The sequence below is a fragment of the Ferrovibrio terrae genome (assembly GCF_943372915.1).
Lineage (GTDB): Bacteria > Pseudomonadota > Alphaproteobacteria > Ferrovibrionales > Ferrovibrionaceae > Ferrovibrio > Ferrovibrio terrae_A.
The window spans coordinates 32,225-47,509 of the sequence record NZ_CALSAN010000002.1 but is presented as its reverse complement, the minus strand read 5'-3'; the positions used below and the strand labels follow the sequence as shown (position 1 = coordinate 47,509).

The following is a 15,285-nucleotide window of genomic DNA, read 5'->3' as shown; positions in this document are numbered from 1 at the left end:
CCTAATTATAGTCAAGCTGGTTTCCACGCCTCTGTCCTTCACCTCACCATCCCCCGAGCCCCATGACCCAGCCTGTCGTTGATCGCGCCGCCATTGCCGCCAATTATCCGCGCATCGCGCCCTATATCCGGCGCACGCCTGTAATGGCAGTGAGTGGTGCCGATTTCGGCCTGCCGGTCCCGGATGTGAATCTCAAGCTGGAACTGCTGCAGCATTCCGGCTCATTCAAGCCGCGCGGCGCTTTCAGCAGCCTGCTGGCGCGAGAGGTGCCGAGGGCGGGTGTGGTGGCCGCATCCGGCGGCAACCACGGCGCGGCGGTCGCCTATGCTGCGATGATGCTGAAAGTGCCGGCCAAGATTTTCGTACCCAGCATCGCGGCGCCGATGAAGATCGCGCGTATTCGCGGCTATGGTGCCGACCTGGTGGTGGGCGGCGACCGCTATGCCGATGCGTTGGCGGCCAGCGAGGCCTGGCTGGCACAAAGCGGTGCCATGGCAATCCACGCCTATGACCAGCCGGAAACGCTGATCGGCCAAGGCAGCGTTGGACTGGAACTGGAGCAGCAGCTGCCGGAGATCGACACCCTTTTGGTCGCCGTCGGCGGCGGTGGCCTGATCGGGGGTATTGCCGCTTGGTATGTGGGCAAGGTGAAGGTTGTTGCCGTGGAACCCGAAGCGGCGCCGACCCTGCATATGGCACTCAAGGCGGGCCATCCGGTGGACGCGCCGGCCGGCGGCGTGGCGGCGGACTCGCTGGCACCGAAGCAGGTCGGCAGCCTGATGTTTCCGATTGCGCAGAAGGGTGTGGCAGAATCCGTGCTGGTGACCGACGACGCGATCCGCGACGCGCAGAAGGCATTGTGGGACAAACTGCGGCTGGTGGCCGAGCCGGGCGGTGCGGCGGCTTTCGCGGCGCTGCTGTCAGGCCGCTACGTGCCGAAGGCCGGTGAGAAAGTCGCCGTGCTGATCTGCGGCAGCAACCCGACCAGCATGGACTTTATCGGCGGCTAGCCGTTGCGGGTTTCCAGCAGGCGGCGGGCGATCACCTGCGCCTGAATCTCGGCGGCACCCTCGAAGATGTTGAGGATACGCGCGTCGCACAGCACGCGGCTTATCGGATATTCCTCGGCATAGCCGTTGCCGCCATGCACCTGCAGGGCATTGTCGGCATTGGCCCAGGCGATGCGGGCGGCCAGCAGCTTGGCCATGCCGGCTTCCAGGTCGCAGCGGCGGCCCTGGTCCTTTTCGCGCGCGGCGAAATAGCACAGCTGCCGCGCCAGCATGGTTTCGACCGCCATCCAGGCGATCTTGCCATGCACGCGCGGGAAGCTGTAGATCGGCTTGCCGAACTGGATGCGCTCATTGGCATATTTCAGGCCCAGCTCCATCGCGCATTGTGCCACACCAAGCGCGCGTGCACCGGTCTGGATGCGGGCTGATTCGAAAGTCTCCATCAGCTGCTTGAAGCCCTGACCTTCGCGCTGGCCCAGCAGATTCTCGGCTTTCACCTCGAAGCCGTCGAATCCGATCTCGTATTCCTTCATGCCGCGATAGCCCAGCACCTCGATCTCGCCGCCGGTCATACCTTCGGCGGGGAAGGGGTTGGCGTCGTCGCCGCGCGGCTTCTCGGCCAGGAACATGGACAGGCCGCGATAACCCTTTTCATTGGGGTCGGTGCGCGCCAGCAGGGTCATCAGGTCGGTGCGGGCAGCGTGGGTGATCCAGGTCTTGTTGCCGGTCACCTTGTAGACATCGCCATCTTTCACGGCGCGGGTGCGCAAGGAACCCAGATCGGAGCCGGTATTCGGTTCGGTGAAAACGGCGGTGGGCAGGATCTCGCCGGACGCCAGCTTGGGCAGCCACTGCTTGCGCTGGTCTTCCGTGCCACCGCGCAGGATCAGTTCAGCGGCGATCTCGGCGCGGGTACCGAGGCTGCCGACACCGATATAGCAGCGGCTCAGTTCTTCCGAGACGACGCACATCGCCGTCTTGCCCAGGCCATGACCGCCGTATTCTTCCGGAATGGTAAGGCCGAAGACGCCGAGTTCGGCCATCTCCTCCACCACGCTCATCGGAATGAATTCATCCTTGCGGTGCCAGTCATGCGCGAAGGGGATGACCTTGTCCTGGCCGAAGCGGCGGAACTGTTCACGCACCATGGCCATGGTCTCGTCGAGGCCCAGCTCGCCGAAATCGCCGGTATCGAGGCCGTCCTTGATCAGCTCGGCAATACGGCTGCGCACCGGCGGGATGTTGCCGCCGGCGATCAGGGCCTTCACCGCCGGCACCAGCAGGGCCTGCTGTGCTTCCGGAGCGACACCAAGATCGGAGAGGCGGCAGATTTCCACCTGGCTCATGCTGATACCGCCCAGCATCTGGGCCAGGTATTCACCAAAGCCCGCCTGCAGGATCAGTTGCTCCAGTTCGCGCAGTTTGCCATCGTCCCGCAAACGTTCGGCCCAGTGCAGGCTTTCCTTCAGCGTCGCCACATAGGTGGCCAGCCAGGCCAGCCCATGGGTGGCAAACTGCTCATCCTCCAGCTTGACGGCATCGATGCTGCCATCGGCACCGCGCACACGCTGCGCTACGGCCGCCGTGGCGTGACCCAGCAACTGCTCGGCCGCTTCCAGGGCCTTGGCGCAGGTCGGCAGCAGGTCGCTGATCAGCAGGGTATCGGCAACGGGAGCGGGTTTCAGTACGGCAGACATGCGGGGCTCGCTGGGAAATCGGAATAAGACATCAGATCGGGAAAGTCGGCTGGCGAGGTTGCCCCCGCCAGCCGGTCAGCATCGAGAGGGATTATGAATTCCCTGCTTCGATCGCATCCTCAATGGTACGCAGGCCCGGAATCTTGGCGCTGACCAGCACCGCCATGTTGCCGGGCTTGTGCTGGTTCTTCCACATCTTGGTATGGGCGCGTGGGATATCGGCCCAGCTGAACACTTCCGACATACAGGGATCGAGGCGGCGTTCGATCACCAGCTGGTTGGCCTGGCTGGCCTGCAGCAGGTTGGCGAAATGGCTGCCCTGGATGCGCTTCTGTCGCATCCACACGAAGCGTGCGTCGAAGGTGAGGTTGAAACCGGTCGTGCCGGCGCAGAACACCACCATGCCGCCGCGCTTCACCACGAAGCAGGAGACCGGGAAGGTCTGCTCGCCCGGATGTTCGAACACGAAGTCGACATCGTTGCCCTTGCCGGTGATTTCCCAGATGCCCTTACCGAACTCGCGGCACTTCTTCATGTAGGAGCCGTATTTTTCGGTATCCATGACCGGCGGCAGCTGCCCCCAGCAGTCGTAGCCATTGCGGTTGACCACGCCCTTGGCGCCCAGGCTCATGACGAAATCGCGTTTCGATTCATCGGAAATCACGCCGATGGCATTGGCACCGGAAATCGCGATCAGCTGGATCGCCATCGAGCCCAGCCCGCCGGCAGCGCCCCAGACCAGCACATTGTGGCCCGGCCGCAGGATATGCGGGCGATGGCCGAACAGCATGCGATAGGCGGTGGCGAGCGTCAGCGTGTAGCAGGCGCTTTCCTCCCAGGTCAGGTGCTTGGGACGCGGCATCAGCTGGCGCGATTGCACGCGGGCAAACTGCGCGAAGCTGCCGTCCGGCGTCTCATAGCCCCAGATGCGCTGGGTCGGCGAATTCATCGGATCGCCGCCATTGCACTCCTCGTCGTCGCCGTCATCCTGGTTGCAGTGGACGATGACCTCGTCGCCGACTTTCCAGCGCTTCACGCGGCGGCCGACGGCATAGACGATGCCCGAGGCATCGGAGCCGGCAATATGGAAGGGGGCCTTGTGCACATCGAAGGGCGAGATCGGCACGCCGAGCCCGGCCCAGACGCCGTTGTAATTCACGCCTGCAGCCATCACGAGGATCAGCACCTCGTCGGCATCGATCTCGGGCGTCGGCAGCACTTCCAGCTGCATCGACTGCTCCGGCGGGCCGTGGCGCTCGCGGCGGATTGCCCAGCCATACATCTGTTTCGGCACATGGCCGAGGGGGGGGATCTCGCCCACCTCATAAAGATCCTTCAGCGCGCCGGCTGCGCCCTGCGCCTTGGCGGCGGTTTGGGCTGCCTGGGCCTGGGCGGTCGGCAAAGCGACCACGGATCCACCCGCATTCGACATGGCGAAACTCCTCCTGTGCTATCCCTGTTACGGCACCCGTTAACGGGTGCAGGTTTCTGCTTGTTGGGCCGGTTCGGCCGGGATTAGCCTTACCGGGCCCGTGAGATGGTGCACTGCAAAGCGGCTACCATCTTTTTGCAGAAGCGAAAAAATGGCAAGATCGTTTTGCAATGCAGCAGACGTTATGATATTTCCCATCATCGGCGCAACGAGAAATTAAATGACCTTAGGTTAACTTGACACGGAATAAAATTATGTCCGCGACTCGTCCTGACAAAGATGGCCTTCGCACCCGCGAAAAGGGGCCTGACAGTAACCGGGAAAAGCCCTGGTTGTTCCGCACTTATTCAGGCCACAGCTCGGCCACGGCCTCAAATGAGCTGTACCGGACCAACCTGGGCCGCGGGCAGACCGGCCTGTCGGTGGCTTTCGATCTGCCGACCCAGACCGGCTATGACAGCGATCATGTGCTGGCGCGCGGCGAGGTGGGCAAGGTGGGCGTGCCGATCAGCCATCTGGGCGACATGCGGGTGCTGTTCGACCAGATCCCACTGGCGCAGATGAACACCTCGATGACCATCAATGCCCCCGCCGCCTGGCTGCTGGCGCTCTATATCGCCGTCGCCGAAGAGCAGGGCGCCAAGCGCGCCGACCTGAACGGCACGGTGCAGAACGATATCATCAAGGAATACCTCTCGCGCGGCACCTATATCTTTCCGCCGGCAGCGTCGATGCGGCTGATCACCGATGTGATCGCCTTCACCTATCGCGACCTGCCGAAATGGAATCCGACCAACGTTTGCAGCTATCACCTGCAGGAAGCCGGTGCCACGCCGGTGCAGGAACTGGCCTACGCATTGGCAACGGCCATCGCGGTTCTCGATGCCGTGCGCGACAGCGGCCAGGTGCCGCCGGAGGATTTTGCCCAGGCCTTTGGCCGCATCAGCTTCTTCGTCAATGCCGGCATCCGGTTCGTCACCGAAATCTGCAAGATGCGCGCTTTTGTCGATCTCTGGGAGGAGATCGGCCGCGAGCGGTATGGCGTCACTGACCCCAAGGCGCTGATGTTCCGCTACGGCGTGCAGGTCAATTCGCTCGGCCTCACCGAACCGCAGCCGGAAAACAACGTCTACCGTATCCTGCTGGAGATGCTGGCCGTGGTGCTGTCGAAAAAGGCGCGCGCCCGTGCCGTGCAGCTGCCGGCCTGGAACGAGGCGCTGGGCCTGCCACGGCCCTGGGACCAGCAATGGTCGCTGCGCCTGCAGCAGATCGTCGCCTATGAAACCGACCTGCTGGAATACGGCGACCTGTTCGATGGCAATCCGGCCATCGAGGCCAAGGTCGAGGAACTCAAGCAGGCGGCGCGTGCCGAACTGAAGCGCATTGCCGACATGGGCGGTGCCATCACGGCTGTGGAAAGCGGTTACCTTAAGCAGGCATTGGTGGAGAGCAACACCGCCCGCGTGCGCGGCATCGAAACCGGCAGCATCACCGTGGTTGGCGTCAACAAGTTCACCGAAAGCGCACCGTCGCCGCTGGTCGCCACCGAAGGCGGCGCGATCATGACGGTCGATCCGGCCGCTGAATCCGAGCAGATCGAACGGCTGAAATCCTGGCGTGCCAGCCGCGACCAGAAAGCTGTCGATGCGGCCCTGAAGGATATTGAGGCCGCCGCCCGCGATGGCCGCAACATCATGGAGCCCAGCATCGCTGCCGCCAAGGCCGGTGTCACCACCGGCGAATGGGCGGCCACGCTGCGCAAGGTGTTTGGCGAATACCGTGCGCCGACCGGGGTTTCGGCCGCCAGTGGCGCGCTCAGCAATGACGGCATGGACGAGCTGCGCGATGAGGTAAAGGCGGTGGCCAAGCGGCTCGGCCGGCCGCTGAAGCTGCTGGTCGGTAAACCGGGATTGGATGGTCATTCCAACGGTGCTGAGCAGATTGCCGTGAAGGCCCGCGATTGCGGCATGGAAGTGGTTTACGAAGGCATTCGTCTGACGCCGGAGCAGATCGTTGCCGCCGCCCTGGAAGAGGGCGTGCATCTGGTCGGCCTGTCGATCCTGTCAGGGAGCCATGTCGAACTGGCCACCGAGGTGATCCAGCGCATGCGCTCGGAAGGCATCGGGGGCGTGCCGGTGGTGGTCGGCGGCATCATTCCGCCCGATGACGAAGCGCGGCTGAAGGCCTCGGGCATCGCCGGGGTGTTCACGCCGAAGGATTACGATCTCACCGCGATCATGCGCGCCATCGTCGCGCTGGTTGACCGCACCTGGTCCAAGGCCGCATAACTCAATACATGCTTCCTGGCATGTTCTGGCTCCTGACGGCAGCCTGGGCCATTGGCCTGGTGCTCAGTGGTATTGCGCCTTACGACCGCGCCACCTGGCTGATGGAGGTTCTCCCCGCCATCATCGCCTGGCCCATCCTGTTTTTCACGCGGCAGCGCTTCCGGTTCAGCGATCTGGCCATGGCCCTGATCGCCCTGCATGGCCTGATCCTGATGCTGGGCGGTGCCTATACCTATGCCCGCACGCCGCTCGGTTTCTGGTTGCAGGACTGGCTGCAGCTGGAGCGCAATCCATACGACCGCATCGGGCATCTGGCGCAGGGGTTCGTGCCGGCGATTGTTGCACGCGAACTGCTGCTGCGGATTTTCCGGCTGAAGAATGACAAGCTGCTTGGTTTCCTGGTCGTGTGCATCTGTCTGGCGATCAGTGCCAGCTATGAACTGGTTGAATGGGCGGCGGCTCTGATCATGGGCGAGGGGGCCGACGAATTCCTCGGCACCCAGGGCGACCAGTGGGACACACAGTCCGATATGTTCATGGCCCTGATCGGCGCAATGGCGGCATTGCTGCTCAGCCGCTGGCATGACCGGCAGATGGCCCGTGTAAGCAGATAAATCGCCGCCGCTTTGAGCCTGGTCAAATTTTCGCCATCGCCGCTGCGCTAGACTGGCACTATGACCGAGCCCAATCCGGCCGATATCACGAATCTGTTTGCCACGCCGCCCGAGCGCGTGATCGAAACGCATATCTCGCGGGTGTTTCTCTGCGGCGACCGCGCCTGGAAACTGAAAAAGGCCGTCACGCTGCCCTATGTCGATTTCGGCAGCCTGCAGCAGCGTCGCATCGCCTGCGAACGCGAACTGGCGCTCAATCGCCGCACCGCGCCGGACCTCTATCTCGGCTGCCGCGCGGTCTATCGTGACGATGTGGGCGCCGTGAGCTTTTCCTGTCATGGCGAACCAGTGGAATGGCTGGTGGAAATGCGTCGTTTTCCCTCCGGCTCAACCCTCGATGAACTGGCGGCCAGGGATGGCCTGACGCCTTCGCTGATTGAGGCCCTGGCCGATGCGGTCGCGGATTTCCACAGCCGCGCCACGCGGGTGGATGTCGACCCTGTCGCTACTGTCACCCGCACGCTGCACCTGAACCGGGAAGCGGTAGCGCGGCTTGCGCCCGATGCCCTGCCGGCAGGGGCGTGGAGTGACTTTGAAGCCGCGTTGACTGCAGAGGTCGAGCGCCAGCGTGACGTGCTCTTGCAACGCAAGGCGGACGGACGCATGCGCCACGGCCATGGCGACCTGCATCTGCGCAATATCGCCCTGATCGATGGCCGGCCGGTGTTGTTCGACTGCCTGGAATTTGACGACGGACTGGCCGAGACCGATACGCTCTACGACTTCGCGTTCCTGCTGATGGATATGCTGCAGCATGGCTGCCACGATCTCGCCAACCGGGCGCTCAACCGCTATCTCGATCGGACCGGCGACTATGCCGGCCTCAGTCTGCTGCCGCTCTATGTCGCCCTGCGTGCGGCGATCCGCTGCCATATCGCCGCCATGACGCCGGCGGGCCAGGCCGAGGCGGGTCGTTACCTGGATCTCGCACGGCACTCTCTGCAAGGCGGAGACTTGCGACTGATGGCCGTGGGCGGATTCTCCGGCACCGGCAAGACCACGGTGGCGCGCTCGCTCGCGGCCGAACTCCGGCACCGCCCCTGGGGCGGGGTGCTGCTGCGCAGCGATGTACTGCGCAAGCAGATGCATGGCGTGGCGCTGACCCAGACATTGCCGCGCGAAAGCTACACGGCCGAGGACAGTCGCCGGGTCTATGCCGCGCTGCTGGAGTGGGGCCGGATTGTGCTGCAGGGCGGCAACACGGTGGTGCTCGATGCCGTGTTCGGCCGTGCCGATGAACGCGCGGCGGCTGGTGCGCTGGCCAAACACTGCAATGCGGCATTCACCGGCCTGTGGCTGACGGCGCCGCTTGCGGTTCTGGTCGATCGGGTCTCGGGGCGGCAGGGCGATGCATCGGATGCCACGGCTGCCGTGGTGGCCCGGCAATACCAGACACTGCAGCCGCCGCTGGGTGAACCGGGGTGGAGCAGCCTCGATGCAGGCGGCAGCGCCGAAAACACGATCGCCCTGGCGTGCGGCCGGATCGGCCCTGCCGCTGGCATCCCGGCGCCCGGCCTGCTATCGAAGGCCAACCAGACGGAAACAGCAGTTCTCGGGGAGACAGGTGTGCTGTCGCGTTTATCCAGCCTGATCCGGCCACGTAGCATGGCCGGCCGCATCATCACCAGCCTGATCGCCGGCCTCGGCCTGCCGGTCGTGCTGTATGCCGTTCTGATGCTGCGCACCCATGGCTACGAACCGATTGGCCTGTGTCATCCTACGCCGCATGGCGGCCTGATCCCGATCGACATGAGCCGGGGCAGCGGCATTCCCACCGGCTGCGGCGTCGACTGGGGCTTTGTCGCCAGCAACATCCTGCTGCCCGGCCTCGGCTTTGCGCTGCTGGCCTATATCCTGATGGCACTGCTGGCCCGCGCCGAACGTTGAATCGGACGGGTGCCCTCGGGCACCGCGGATTCACGAGGGCGATGTGACAGCAAAGACTGCAAGGAAGCCACGCACGCATAACGGTCACGATCCTGAGCCGGTTGCACTGCCGTATCACGGTGCTGCCGATCTGCCGGCCGTGCATGTCGACAGTTACAATCTCGAACTGCGTGATGCTGAAGGTTTTATTGGCGACAAGGCCAGTGGCCGGGCGTTTCGTGCTCTGCTCGACACATTACGGCAGGATGCCGGCGATCTGGCCGGCAGCGACCTGAGCCCCGGCCGTGATATTTCGAAGCAGGAAATGGACGCGATCCTCACCGGCGATGATCTGGGCGCTGCCGCTGTCCTGCATGGCGCCATCGAGGAGTTCGCGCAGAATCTCTCGGCCGTGGCCCAGCGTTTCCTGCGGCAGCAGGCCTGGAAGGGTGTGGAGCGCATCGTTGTCGGCGGCGGATTGCGGCGCAGCCGGGTGGGCGAGATCGCCATCCTCCGTGCCGCACTGCTGTTGCGGCAGGCGGAGATCGATATCGAGATGGTGCCCCTCAGCCATCACCCCGACGAGGCAGGCCTGCTCGGCGGCCTGCAACTGCTGGCACCCGATGTGATGCGCGATCATGATGGCTTCATCGCCATCGATATCGGCGGCACCAATCTGCGCTGCGGAATTGTTACCCTCAAGCCCAGGGACAGGCTGGGCAATACGGCCGAAGTTGTGCGCCTGCTGCATTGGCGCCATCGCGATGAACGGCCGGGGCGCGAGGAGGCGCTCGATCATCTTGGCGGCATGATGCGGGAACTGGCGGCGCGTGCCGCCCGGCGAAAATGGCAACTGGCGCCGGTGGTGGCGGTCGGTTGTCCCGGCCTGATCGCGGGTGATGGCTGGATCAAGCGCGGGGCGCAGAACCTGCCGGGAAACTGGGAGGGCGAGGACTTCAACCTGACCGAGGCCCTGCGCGAGCGCCTGCCCCGTATCGATGGCCAAAGCATCAGCATCGCCCTGCATAACGATGCCGTGGTGCAGGGTCTCAGCGAGGTGTGGCGTATGCGCGACGTCAGATGCTGGGCAGCCTTGACCATTGGCACGGGGCTTGGCAATGCCAGCTACACCAATATGGAGGCATAGCGAAACCGCCCAGGCCTTCTGTCCGGGCGGCTGAACGCTAATGCATTGTCGATGCCTTTCAGGCCGACAGGGAAACGCCGTTGCCGGACTGCGACTGGTAGCCCTGCGTTCTGGCATAGGTCTCCAGCTGGCTGAGGAAGGTCTGCAGCAGGCTATCCGTCGTGTTGGCCGCATTGCTCGACGCAGTCTCCTCGGTATCCTCGCTGCTGTAGCTTTGCAGTAGTTCCAGCAGATCCGATACGGTGGTGCTGTCGTCATCCTCGTCCTCATCGGAGGATGAACCTGCCATACTGGGCGGCGGGCCTGGCGGAGGGGAAGGCATCTGGCCGCTCTCCTGCAGGGCGATCATGGTGCTCTGCATGTCCTCGGCCAGCTTCTTGAAGCCGGCGTCGAATTCCGAACCGGAAACGGCGCCGTCACCATCGGCATCAAAAGTAGAAACAACACTGTCCGATGTCAGGCTGCTGTCAGACGAACTGGTCTGCAGCGTGTCGAGCAGCGAACTGATCTCGCTGGTCTCCAGCTTGCCGTCGGTATTGGCATCGCTTTTGGAAAACAGCTGGCGCATGGCCTGCTGTAGTGGGTTGTAGCCGGATGTACCGATACTCTCGATGCTACTCATGTGGATCTCCTTCGCAGTCGTTGTGGATCGGAAGGCGGCCCGCGGTCGATCACCGGGGCAGACTTCCGCTGAATCGCGCTTCACGCCGCATGCCATCGGGCCGCGGCACTAAGCTGCTGACTCTGCGAAGAGATGTTGTTTCAGGAGATTGCGGCGGCGGATGCTCCGGCCCGCCCGGCAAATCCGCATCGGCAGCTCTTGCCGGATTTGCGTCCGGCGGTTGCCTGTAACAGTCTGCAATGATGTTTCAGAAGGAGAATGCGTGTAATTCAGCCCGCAGCCGTGGCAGGGCATGGGCCTGCCGCAGGATGACTTTTCGCGCGCCCATGACCCCTTGAAATCGGATCGCCGTGTTCCGATCTAGCTGCTCTACGGGGTCCGGGCCCCTCTGGCAGCCTTCCCAGGCTGCGATGTCGGACTCTTCCACCTGACGAGCGGTCATGCGCTCTGATCTTGGGAGGCGTCCATGCCATTGTCTGCCGCATCATATTCTGCGGAATTCGATCCGCTTCATGGTTCATCTGGTCGCCGGATTGCCGACACCCGCCGTCGCCTTGAGGCGCTGGCCCGCCTGCTTGATAGTGCAGTTCGTGTGCCCGGCACTGATATCCATATCGGTCTTGATGCAGTTCTCAATCTTGTGCCGGGGATTGGCACCCTGACGGCCAAGGGCTTGGCGGGATATCTGATTTGGGAGGCCCGCGGCCTTGGCGCACCGCCGAGCGTGCTCCTGCGCATGGCCGGCAATGTCGGTGTCGATCTGCTGCTCAGTGTGATTCCAGTGGTCGGGTGGTTCGGCGATATCTTCTACCGCGCCAACCAGAGGAATATCTCCCTGTTGCATGCATATCTTGACGCCGCAGAGCATAACATTGCCCGGGCCTCGGCGGAGCGACAGTCATGACACGGCTGATATGGATCGTTGCGGGATGCGCACTGCTTGTGTGGTCAGGCTTTGCCTGGCTCGGTCACGGCCTGGTGGAATGGATTGCTGCCTTCGCCGGCAACAATGCCGGTGAATTGACCGTGGGGCCCGATCTGGCTGCGCTGCTGGTGTGGTTGGCGAATCTTCTCGCAGCGGCCGGCAGCGTCGTGGTTGTGTTGATCTGGCTGATCGGCTGCGCGGCCATCATGATATTGGCGGCTATCGCATCACGGCTGCTGGCCAGGCGTACACCTGGGTTAAAACGATCAGCATATCGTCTCCCGCCCGGTCGGCATTGACCGGGCGGGAGAGCGGCCTGCGGTTTACTCCGCCGCGGCCTTGTCGATCGGCGCTCCGTTGCTGCCCGGTTTCCAGCGCAGCACCGGCGCCCGGGCGGCGCGGGTTTCATCCAGGCGCCGGCGCGGTGTGAGGCGCGGTGCGCCCTGGAACCATTCGACCTGATCGCCCTGTTTCGCTTTTTCGGCCAGACCGCGCAGGGTGCTTACGAAGGCATCGACACTGTCCTTGCTCTCGCTTTCGGTCGGCTCGATCAGCATGGCGCCATGCACGACGAGCGGGAAATACACCGTCATCGGATGGTAGCCCTCGTCGATCATCGCCTTGGCGAAATCCAGCGTGGTGACGCCGGTATCCTTCAGGAAGCGGTCGTCGAACAGCGCCTCATGCATGCAGGGGCCCTCGAAGCTCGGGGTCATCACATCCTTGAGGCTGGCCATCACGTAGTTGGCCGACAGCACGCTGTCTTCCGCCACCCGCTTCAGGCCATCGGCGCCATGGCTCATCATGTAGGCCAGTGCGCGGATGAACATGCCCATCTGGCCGTTGAAGGCCTTCATGCGGCCAAAGCTTTTCGCATCGCCGCTTTCGACCAGCCTGTAGCCATTGCTGTCATGCACCACATAGGGCACCGGCACGAAATCCTTCAGGGCATCCGACAGCACCACGGGGCCCGAACCGGGGCCGCCGCCGCCATGGGGCGTGGAGAAGGTCTTGTGCAGGTTGATATGCATGGCGTCGATGCCGAGATCGCCCGGCCGCACCTTGCCGACGATGGCATTGAAGTTGGCGCCATCGCAGTAGAAGAAGGCGCCAGCGGCATGAACCATATCGGCGACCTTCTTGATGTCGCGTTCGAACAGGCCGCAGGTATTCGGATTGGTCAGCATGATGGCCGCCACATCCGGGCCCAGCTTGGCCTGCAGGGCATCGAGATCGACGCGGCCCTCGGCGGTGGCCGGGATCGGATCGACGGTATAGCCGCAGAGTGCCGCCGTTGCCGGGTTGGTGCCATGGGCGGATTCAGGCGCCAGGATGCGCTTACGCACATCGCCGCGGGCCTTCAATGCCGCGCGGATCGCCATAAGGCCGCAGAGTTCGCCATGGGCGCCGGCAGCAGGCGACATCGCCACCGCCGGCATGCCGGTCAGCGTCTTGAGCCAGCCGGCCAGCTGGTCGATCAGTTCCAATGCGCCCTGCACGGTGGAAGCCGGCTGCAGCGGATGGATATCGCCCAGGCCGGGCAGACGGGCCATCTTCTCATTGAGGCGCGGATTGTGCTTCATCGTGCAGGAGCCGAGCGGATACAGGCCAGCATCGATGGAATAGTTCTTCTGGCTCAGGCGCACGAAATGGCGCACCACCTGCGGCTCGCTCAGGCCCGGCAGGCCGATCTTGCCCTGGCGCTTCAGGCCGCCGAGACGGTCCTTCACCTTGGGCGCATCTGGCAGATCAACGCCGGTGCGGCCCTCTTCGCCGATCTCGAAGATCAGCGCCTCTTCCATCTGCAGGCCGCGATTGCCGGTGATGGTGCCGGTAACGGCGCTGTTGGCGGCCGCATGCGGCGTGGTCGGGCGTCCCTGACGGTTCAGCATCACAGCACCTCCTTCAGGGCGGCGGCAAGTTTGTCCATGTCGCCTTCGGTATTGGTTTCAGTCACGGCGATCAGCAGCACGTTGGCCAGGCTCTTGTCGCCCGGGAACAGGCGCGAGGCCGGCACGCCGCCGAGGATTTTCTTCTCCACCAGCTTCTCCACCACATCTGCCGCCGGCTTGGGCAGGGTGATGGCGAATTCGTTGTAGAAGGCCTGCGGCACGATGGCGACGCCCTTCATCTGGCTCAGCTTCTCGGCCAGTTGCACGGCCTTGCCATGGTTGATCTCGGCCAGGCGGGTAAGCCCGGCTTCGCCCAGCAGGCTCATATGGATGGTGAAAGCCAGCGCGCAGAGACCCGAATTGGTGCAGATATTCGAGGTCGCCTTCTCGCGGCGGATATGCTGCTCGCGGGCCGACAGCGTCAGCACGAAGCCGCGCCGGCCATCCTGGTCGACGGTCTCGCCGCACAGACGGCCCGGCATCTGGCGCACATATTTTTCGCGCGTGGCGAACAGGCCCACATACGGCCCGCCAAAGCTGAGCGGCACGCCGATGCTCTGGCCTTCCGCCACCACGATATCGGCGCCCATGGCACCCGGCGGGGTGACCAGGCCGAGCGAGGTGATCTCGGTAACGGCGACGATCAGCAAGGCGCCCTTGGCCTGACAGGCCTTGGCCAGGCCCGACAGGTCGCGCAGATGACCGAACACATTCGGATTCTGCACCACCACGCAGGCGGTCTGCTCGTCGATCAATGTTGCCAGGTCTTCATTGCCGGCCAGATCGACCGGGGCCGCCACATGCGGCTGGTCGGTCTGGTCCATCAGGGTGGCGACGGTGTCGCGGTAATGCGGATGCAGGCCGCCCGACAGCACCGCCTTGCTGCGCTTGGTGATGCGCTGGGCCATCAGCACGGCCTCGGCCGCCGAGGTGGCCCCGTCATACATCGAGGCATTGGCCACTTCCATGCCGGTGATCATGCTCACCTGGGTCTGGAATTCGAACAGATACTGCAGCGTGCCCTGGCTGATCTCCGGCTGGTAGGGCGTGTAGGAGGTGAGGAATTCCGAGCGCTGGATCAGATGATCCACCGATGCCGGGATGTGATGACGATAGGCGCCGGCGCCGAGGAAGAACGGCACCTCCATCGGCGAGACATTCTTCTTCGCCATGGCGGCAAAGGCACGTTCGACTTCCAGTTCACCTTGGTGCGGCGGCAGGTCGAGCTGCGGGTTCAATGCGCCGGCAGGCACATCCTTGAACAGGGCATCAATGCCGCCGGCACCGATGGTGTTCAGCATCTCGCCGCGATCGGCTTCGGTCAGACCGAGATAGCGCATGGGGAGGCGCTCCTGATTAGAGGGTCTTGAGATAGGCTTCGTAGGCGGCCTGATCCATCAGGGCGTCCAGTTCGGCCTTGTTGCTGAGCTTGAGCTTGACGAACCAGCCCTCGGTCTGCGCCGCGCGGTTCACCAGCGCGGGGTCATCGACGATGGCCTGGTTGCCTTCCACCACTTCGCCGCTGGCCGGGGCATAGACCTCGCTGGCAGCCTTCACCGATTCAACCACGGCAACTTCGGCGCCGGCATCCACCTTTTTGCCCGGAGCCGGCAGGTCGACGAACACAACGTCGCCAAGCTGGCTCTGGGCGTAATCGGAAATGCCGATGGTGGCGACATCGCCCTCGAGACGGATCCACTCATGGTCCTTGGTATAGCGGGTGGTCATGGAT

At 63.8% G+C, this 15,285-nt stretch carries 13 protein-coding genes; 7 read left to right on the top strand and 6 right to left on the bottom strand.

What is annotated here, in order from left to right:
• Positions 1-62 precede the first annotated feature (62 nt).
• A complete protein-coding gene (locus tag AAG821_RS01680) occupies positions 63-1,010 on the top strand; it encodes a threonine/serine dehydratase (protein WP_341914936.1) in 948 nt (315 codons plus the stop codon).
• Here the strand turns inward: AAG821_RS01680 and AAG821_RS01675 are convergent.
• Together AAG821_RS01675 and ccrA are read right to left on the bottom strand one after the other, a co-directional pair.
• Entirely contained in the window at positions 1,007-2,707 is a 1,701-nt protein-coding gene (locus tag AAG821_RS01675; protein WP_341914935.1) for an acyl-CoA dehydrogenase family protein, read from the bottom strand. The two genes, AAG821_RS01680 and AAG821_RS01675, sit on opposite strands and share 4 nt — an antisense overlap.
• Positions 2,708-2,798: 91 nt before the next feature.
• Entirely contained in the window at positions 2,799-4,139 is a 1,341-nt protein-coding gene (ccrA, locus tag AAG821_RS01670; RefSeq protein ID WP_341914933.1) for a crotonyl-CoA carboxylase/reductase, read from the bottom strand.
• Between the two features lie 254 nt (positions 4,140-4,393).
• Between ccrA and AAG821_RS01665 the strand changes: the two genes are divergently transcribed.
• From AAG821_RS01665 to AAG821_RS01650, 4 genes are read left to right on the top strand one after another with little or no spacing between them, the layout of a single operon-like run.
• On the top strand, positions 4,394-6,427 hold the full coding sequence (locus tag AAG821_RS01665; RefSeq protein WP_341914931.1) for a methylmalonyl-CoA mutase family protein: 2,034 nt from the start codon (positions 4,394-4,396) through the stop codon (positions 6,425-6,427).
• A gap of 20 nt (positions 6,428-6,447) precedes the next feature.
• Positions 6,448-7,041, top strand: coding sequence for a DUF2238 domain-containing protein (locus AAG821_RS01660; RefSeq protein WP_341914929.1), 594 nt, complete (start codon positions 6,448-6,450; stop codon positions 7,039-7,041).
• A gap of 60 nt (positions 7,042-7,101) precedes the next feature.
• Positions 7,102-8,988 carry an AAA family ATPase gene (locus tag AAG821_RS01655; RefSeq protein WP_341914927.1) on the top strand — a complete coding sequence of 629 codons (1,887 nt, stop codon included), beginning with the start codon at positions 7,102-7,104 and terminating at the stop codon, positions 8,986-8,988.
• 43 nt (positions 8,989-9,031) lie between these two features.
• Complete coding sequence (locus tag AAG821_RS01650) at positions 9,032-10,114, top strand: ROK family protein (protein WP_341914925.1); 1,083 nt, start codon at positions 9,032-9,034, stop codon at positions 10,112-10,114.
• A 58-nt stretch (positions 10,115-10,172) separates the two neighbouring features.
• Here AAG821_RS01650 and AAG821_RS01645 read toward each other — a convergent pair whose 3' ends face one another.
• Entirely contained in the window at positions 10,173-10,736 is a 564-nt protein-coding gene (locus AAG821_RS01645; RefSeq protein WP_341914923.1) for an EF-hand domain-containing protein, read from the bottom strand.
• 466 nt (positions 10,737-11,202) lie between these two features.
• Between AAG821_RS01645 and AAG821_RS01640 the strand changes: the two genes are divergently transcribed.
• Together AAG821_RS01640 and AAG821_RS01635 are read left to right on the top strand one after the other, a co-directional pair.
• Positions 11,203-11,640 (top strand): DUF4112 domain-containing protein, encoded by a 438-nt coding sequence (locus AAG821_RS01640; protein WP_341914921.1) that lies wholly within the window; start codon positions 11,203-11,205, stop codon positions 11,638-11,640.
• Complete coding sequence (locus AAG821_RS01635) at positions 11,637-11,960, top strand: hypothetical protein (RefSeq protein WP_341914919.1); 324 nt, start codon at positions 11,637-11,639, stop codon at positions 11,958-11,960. Before AAG821_RS01640 ends, AAG821_RS01635 begins: the two co-directional genes overlap by 4 nt.
• A gap of 24 nt (positions 11,961-11,984) precedes the next feature.
• Here AAG821_RS01635 and gcvPB read toward each other — a convergent pair whose 3' ends face one another.
• The 3 genes from gcvPB to gcvH are packed head-to-tail and all read right to left on the bottom strand — an operon-like array spanning position 11,985 to position 15,281.
• Positions 11,985-13,553 carry an aminomethyl-transferring glycine dehydrogenase subunit GcvPB gene (gcvPB, locus tag AAG821_RS01630; RefSeq protein ID WP_341914918.1) on the bottom strand — a complete coding sequence of 523 codons (1,569 nt, stop codon included), beginning with the start codon at positions 13,551-13,553 and terminating at the stop codon, positions 11,985-11,987.
• Entirely contained in the window at positions 13,553-14,893 is a 1,341-nt protein-coding gene (gcvPA, locus tag AAG821_RS01625; RefSeq protein WP_341914917.1) for an aminomethyl-transferring glycine dehydrogenase subunit GcvPA, read from the bottom strand. The genes gcvPB and gcvPA overlap by 1 nt, the downstream gene beginning before the upstream one ends.
• Before the next feature lie 16 nt (positions 14,894-14,909).
• Positions 14,910-15,281 carry a glycine cleavage system protein GcvH gene (gene gcvH, locus AAG821_RS01620; protein WP_341914915.1) on the bottom strand — a complete coding sequence of 124 codons (372 nt, stop codon included), beginning with the start codon at positions 15,279-15,281 and terminating at the stop codon, positions 14,910-14,912.
• Between the last annotated feature and the right edge of the window lie 4 nt (positions 15,282-15,285).

What these genes read in the sequence shown, in the direction of transcription:
- AAG821_RS01680 (WP_341914936.1), top strand. Translation starts at nt 63, where the DNA reads ATGACCCAGCCTGTCGTTGATCGCGCCGCCATTGCCGCCAATTATCCG.
- AAG821_RS01660 (WP_341914929.1), top strand. Translation starts at nt 6,448, where the DNA reads ATGTTCTGGCTCCTGACGGCAGCCTGGGCCATTGGCCTGGTGCTCAGT.
- AAG821_RS01635 (WP_341914919.1), top strand. Translation starts at nt 11,637, where the DNA reads ATGACACGGCTGATATGGATCGTTGCGGGATGCGCACTGCTTGTGTGG.
- AAG821_RS01640 (WP_341914921.1), top strand. Translation starts at nt 11,203, where the DNA reads ATGCCATTGTCTGCCGCATCATATTCTGCGGAATTCGATCCGCTTCAT.
- AAG821_RS01655 (WP_341914927.1), top strand. Translation starts at nt 7,102, where the DNA reads ATGACCGAGCCCAATCCGGCCGATATCACGAATCTGTTTGCCACGCCG.
- gcvPA (WP_341914917.1), bottom strand. Translation starts at nt 14,893, where the DNA reads ATGCGCTATCTCGGTCTGACCGAAGCCGATCGCGGCGAGATGCTGAAC.
- gcvPB (WP_341914918.1), bottom strand. Translation starts at nt 13,553, where the DNA reads ATGCTGAACCGTCAGGGACGCCCGACCACGCCGCATGCGGCCGCCAAC.
- ccrA (WP_341914933.1), bottom strand. Translation starts at nt 4,139, where the DNA reads ATGTCGAATGCGGGTGGATCCGTGGTCGCTTTGCCGACCGCCCAGGCC.
- AAG821_RS01665 (WP_341914931.1), top strand. Translation starts at nt 4,394, where the DNA reads ATGTCCGCGACTCGTCCTGACAAAGATGGCCTTCGCACCCGCGAAAAG.
- AAG821_RS01645 (WP_341914923.1), bottom strand. Translation starts at nt 10,736, where the DNA reads ATGAGTAGCATCGAGAGTATCGGTACATCCGGCTACAACCCACTACAG.
- gcvH (WP_341914915.1), bottom strand. Translation starts at nt 15,281, where the DNA reads ATGACCACCCGCTATACCAAGGACCATGAGTGGATCCGTCTCGAGGGC.
- AAG821_RS01675 (WP_341914935.1), bottom strand. Translation starts at nt 2,707, where the DNA reads ATGTCTGCCGTACTGAAACCCGCTCCCGTTGCCGATACCCTGCTGATC.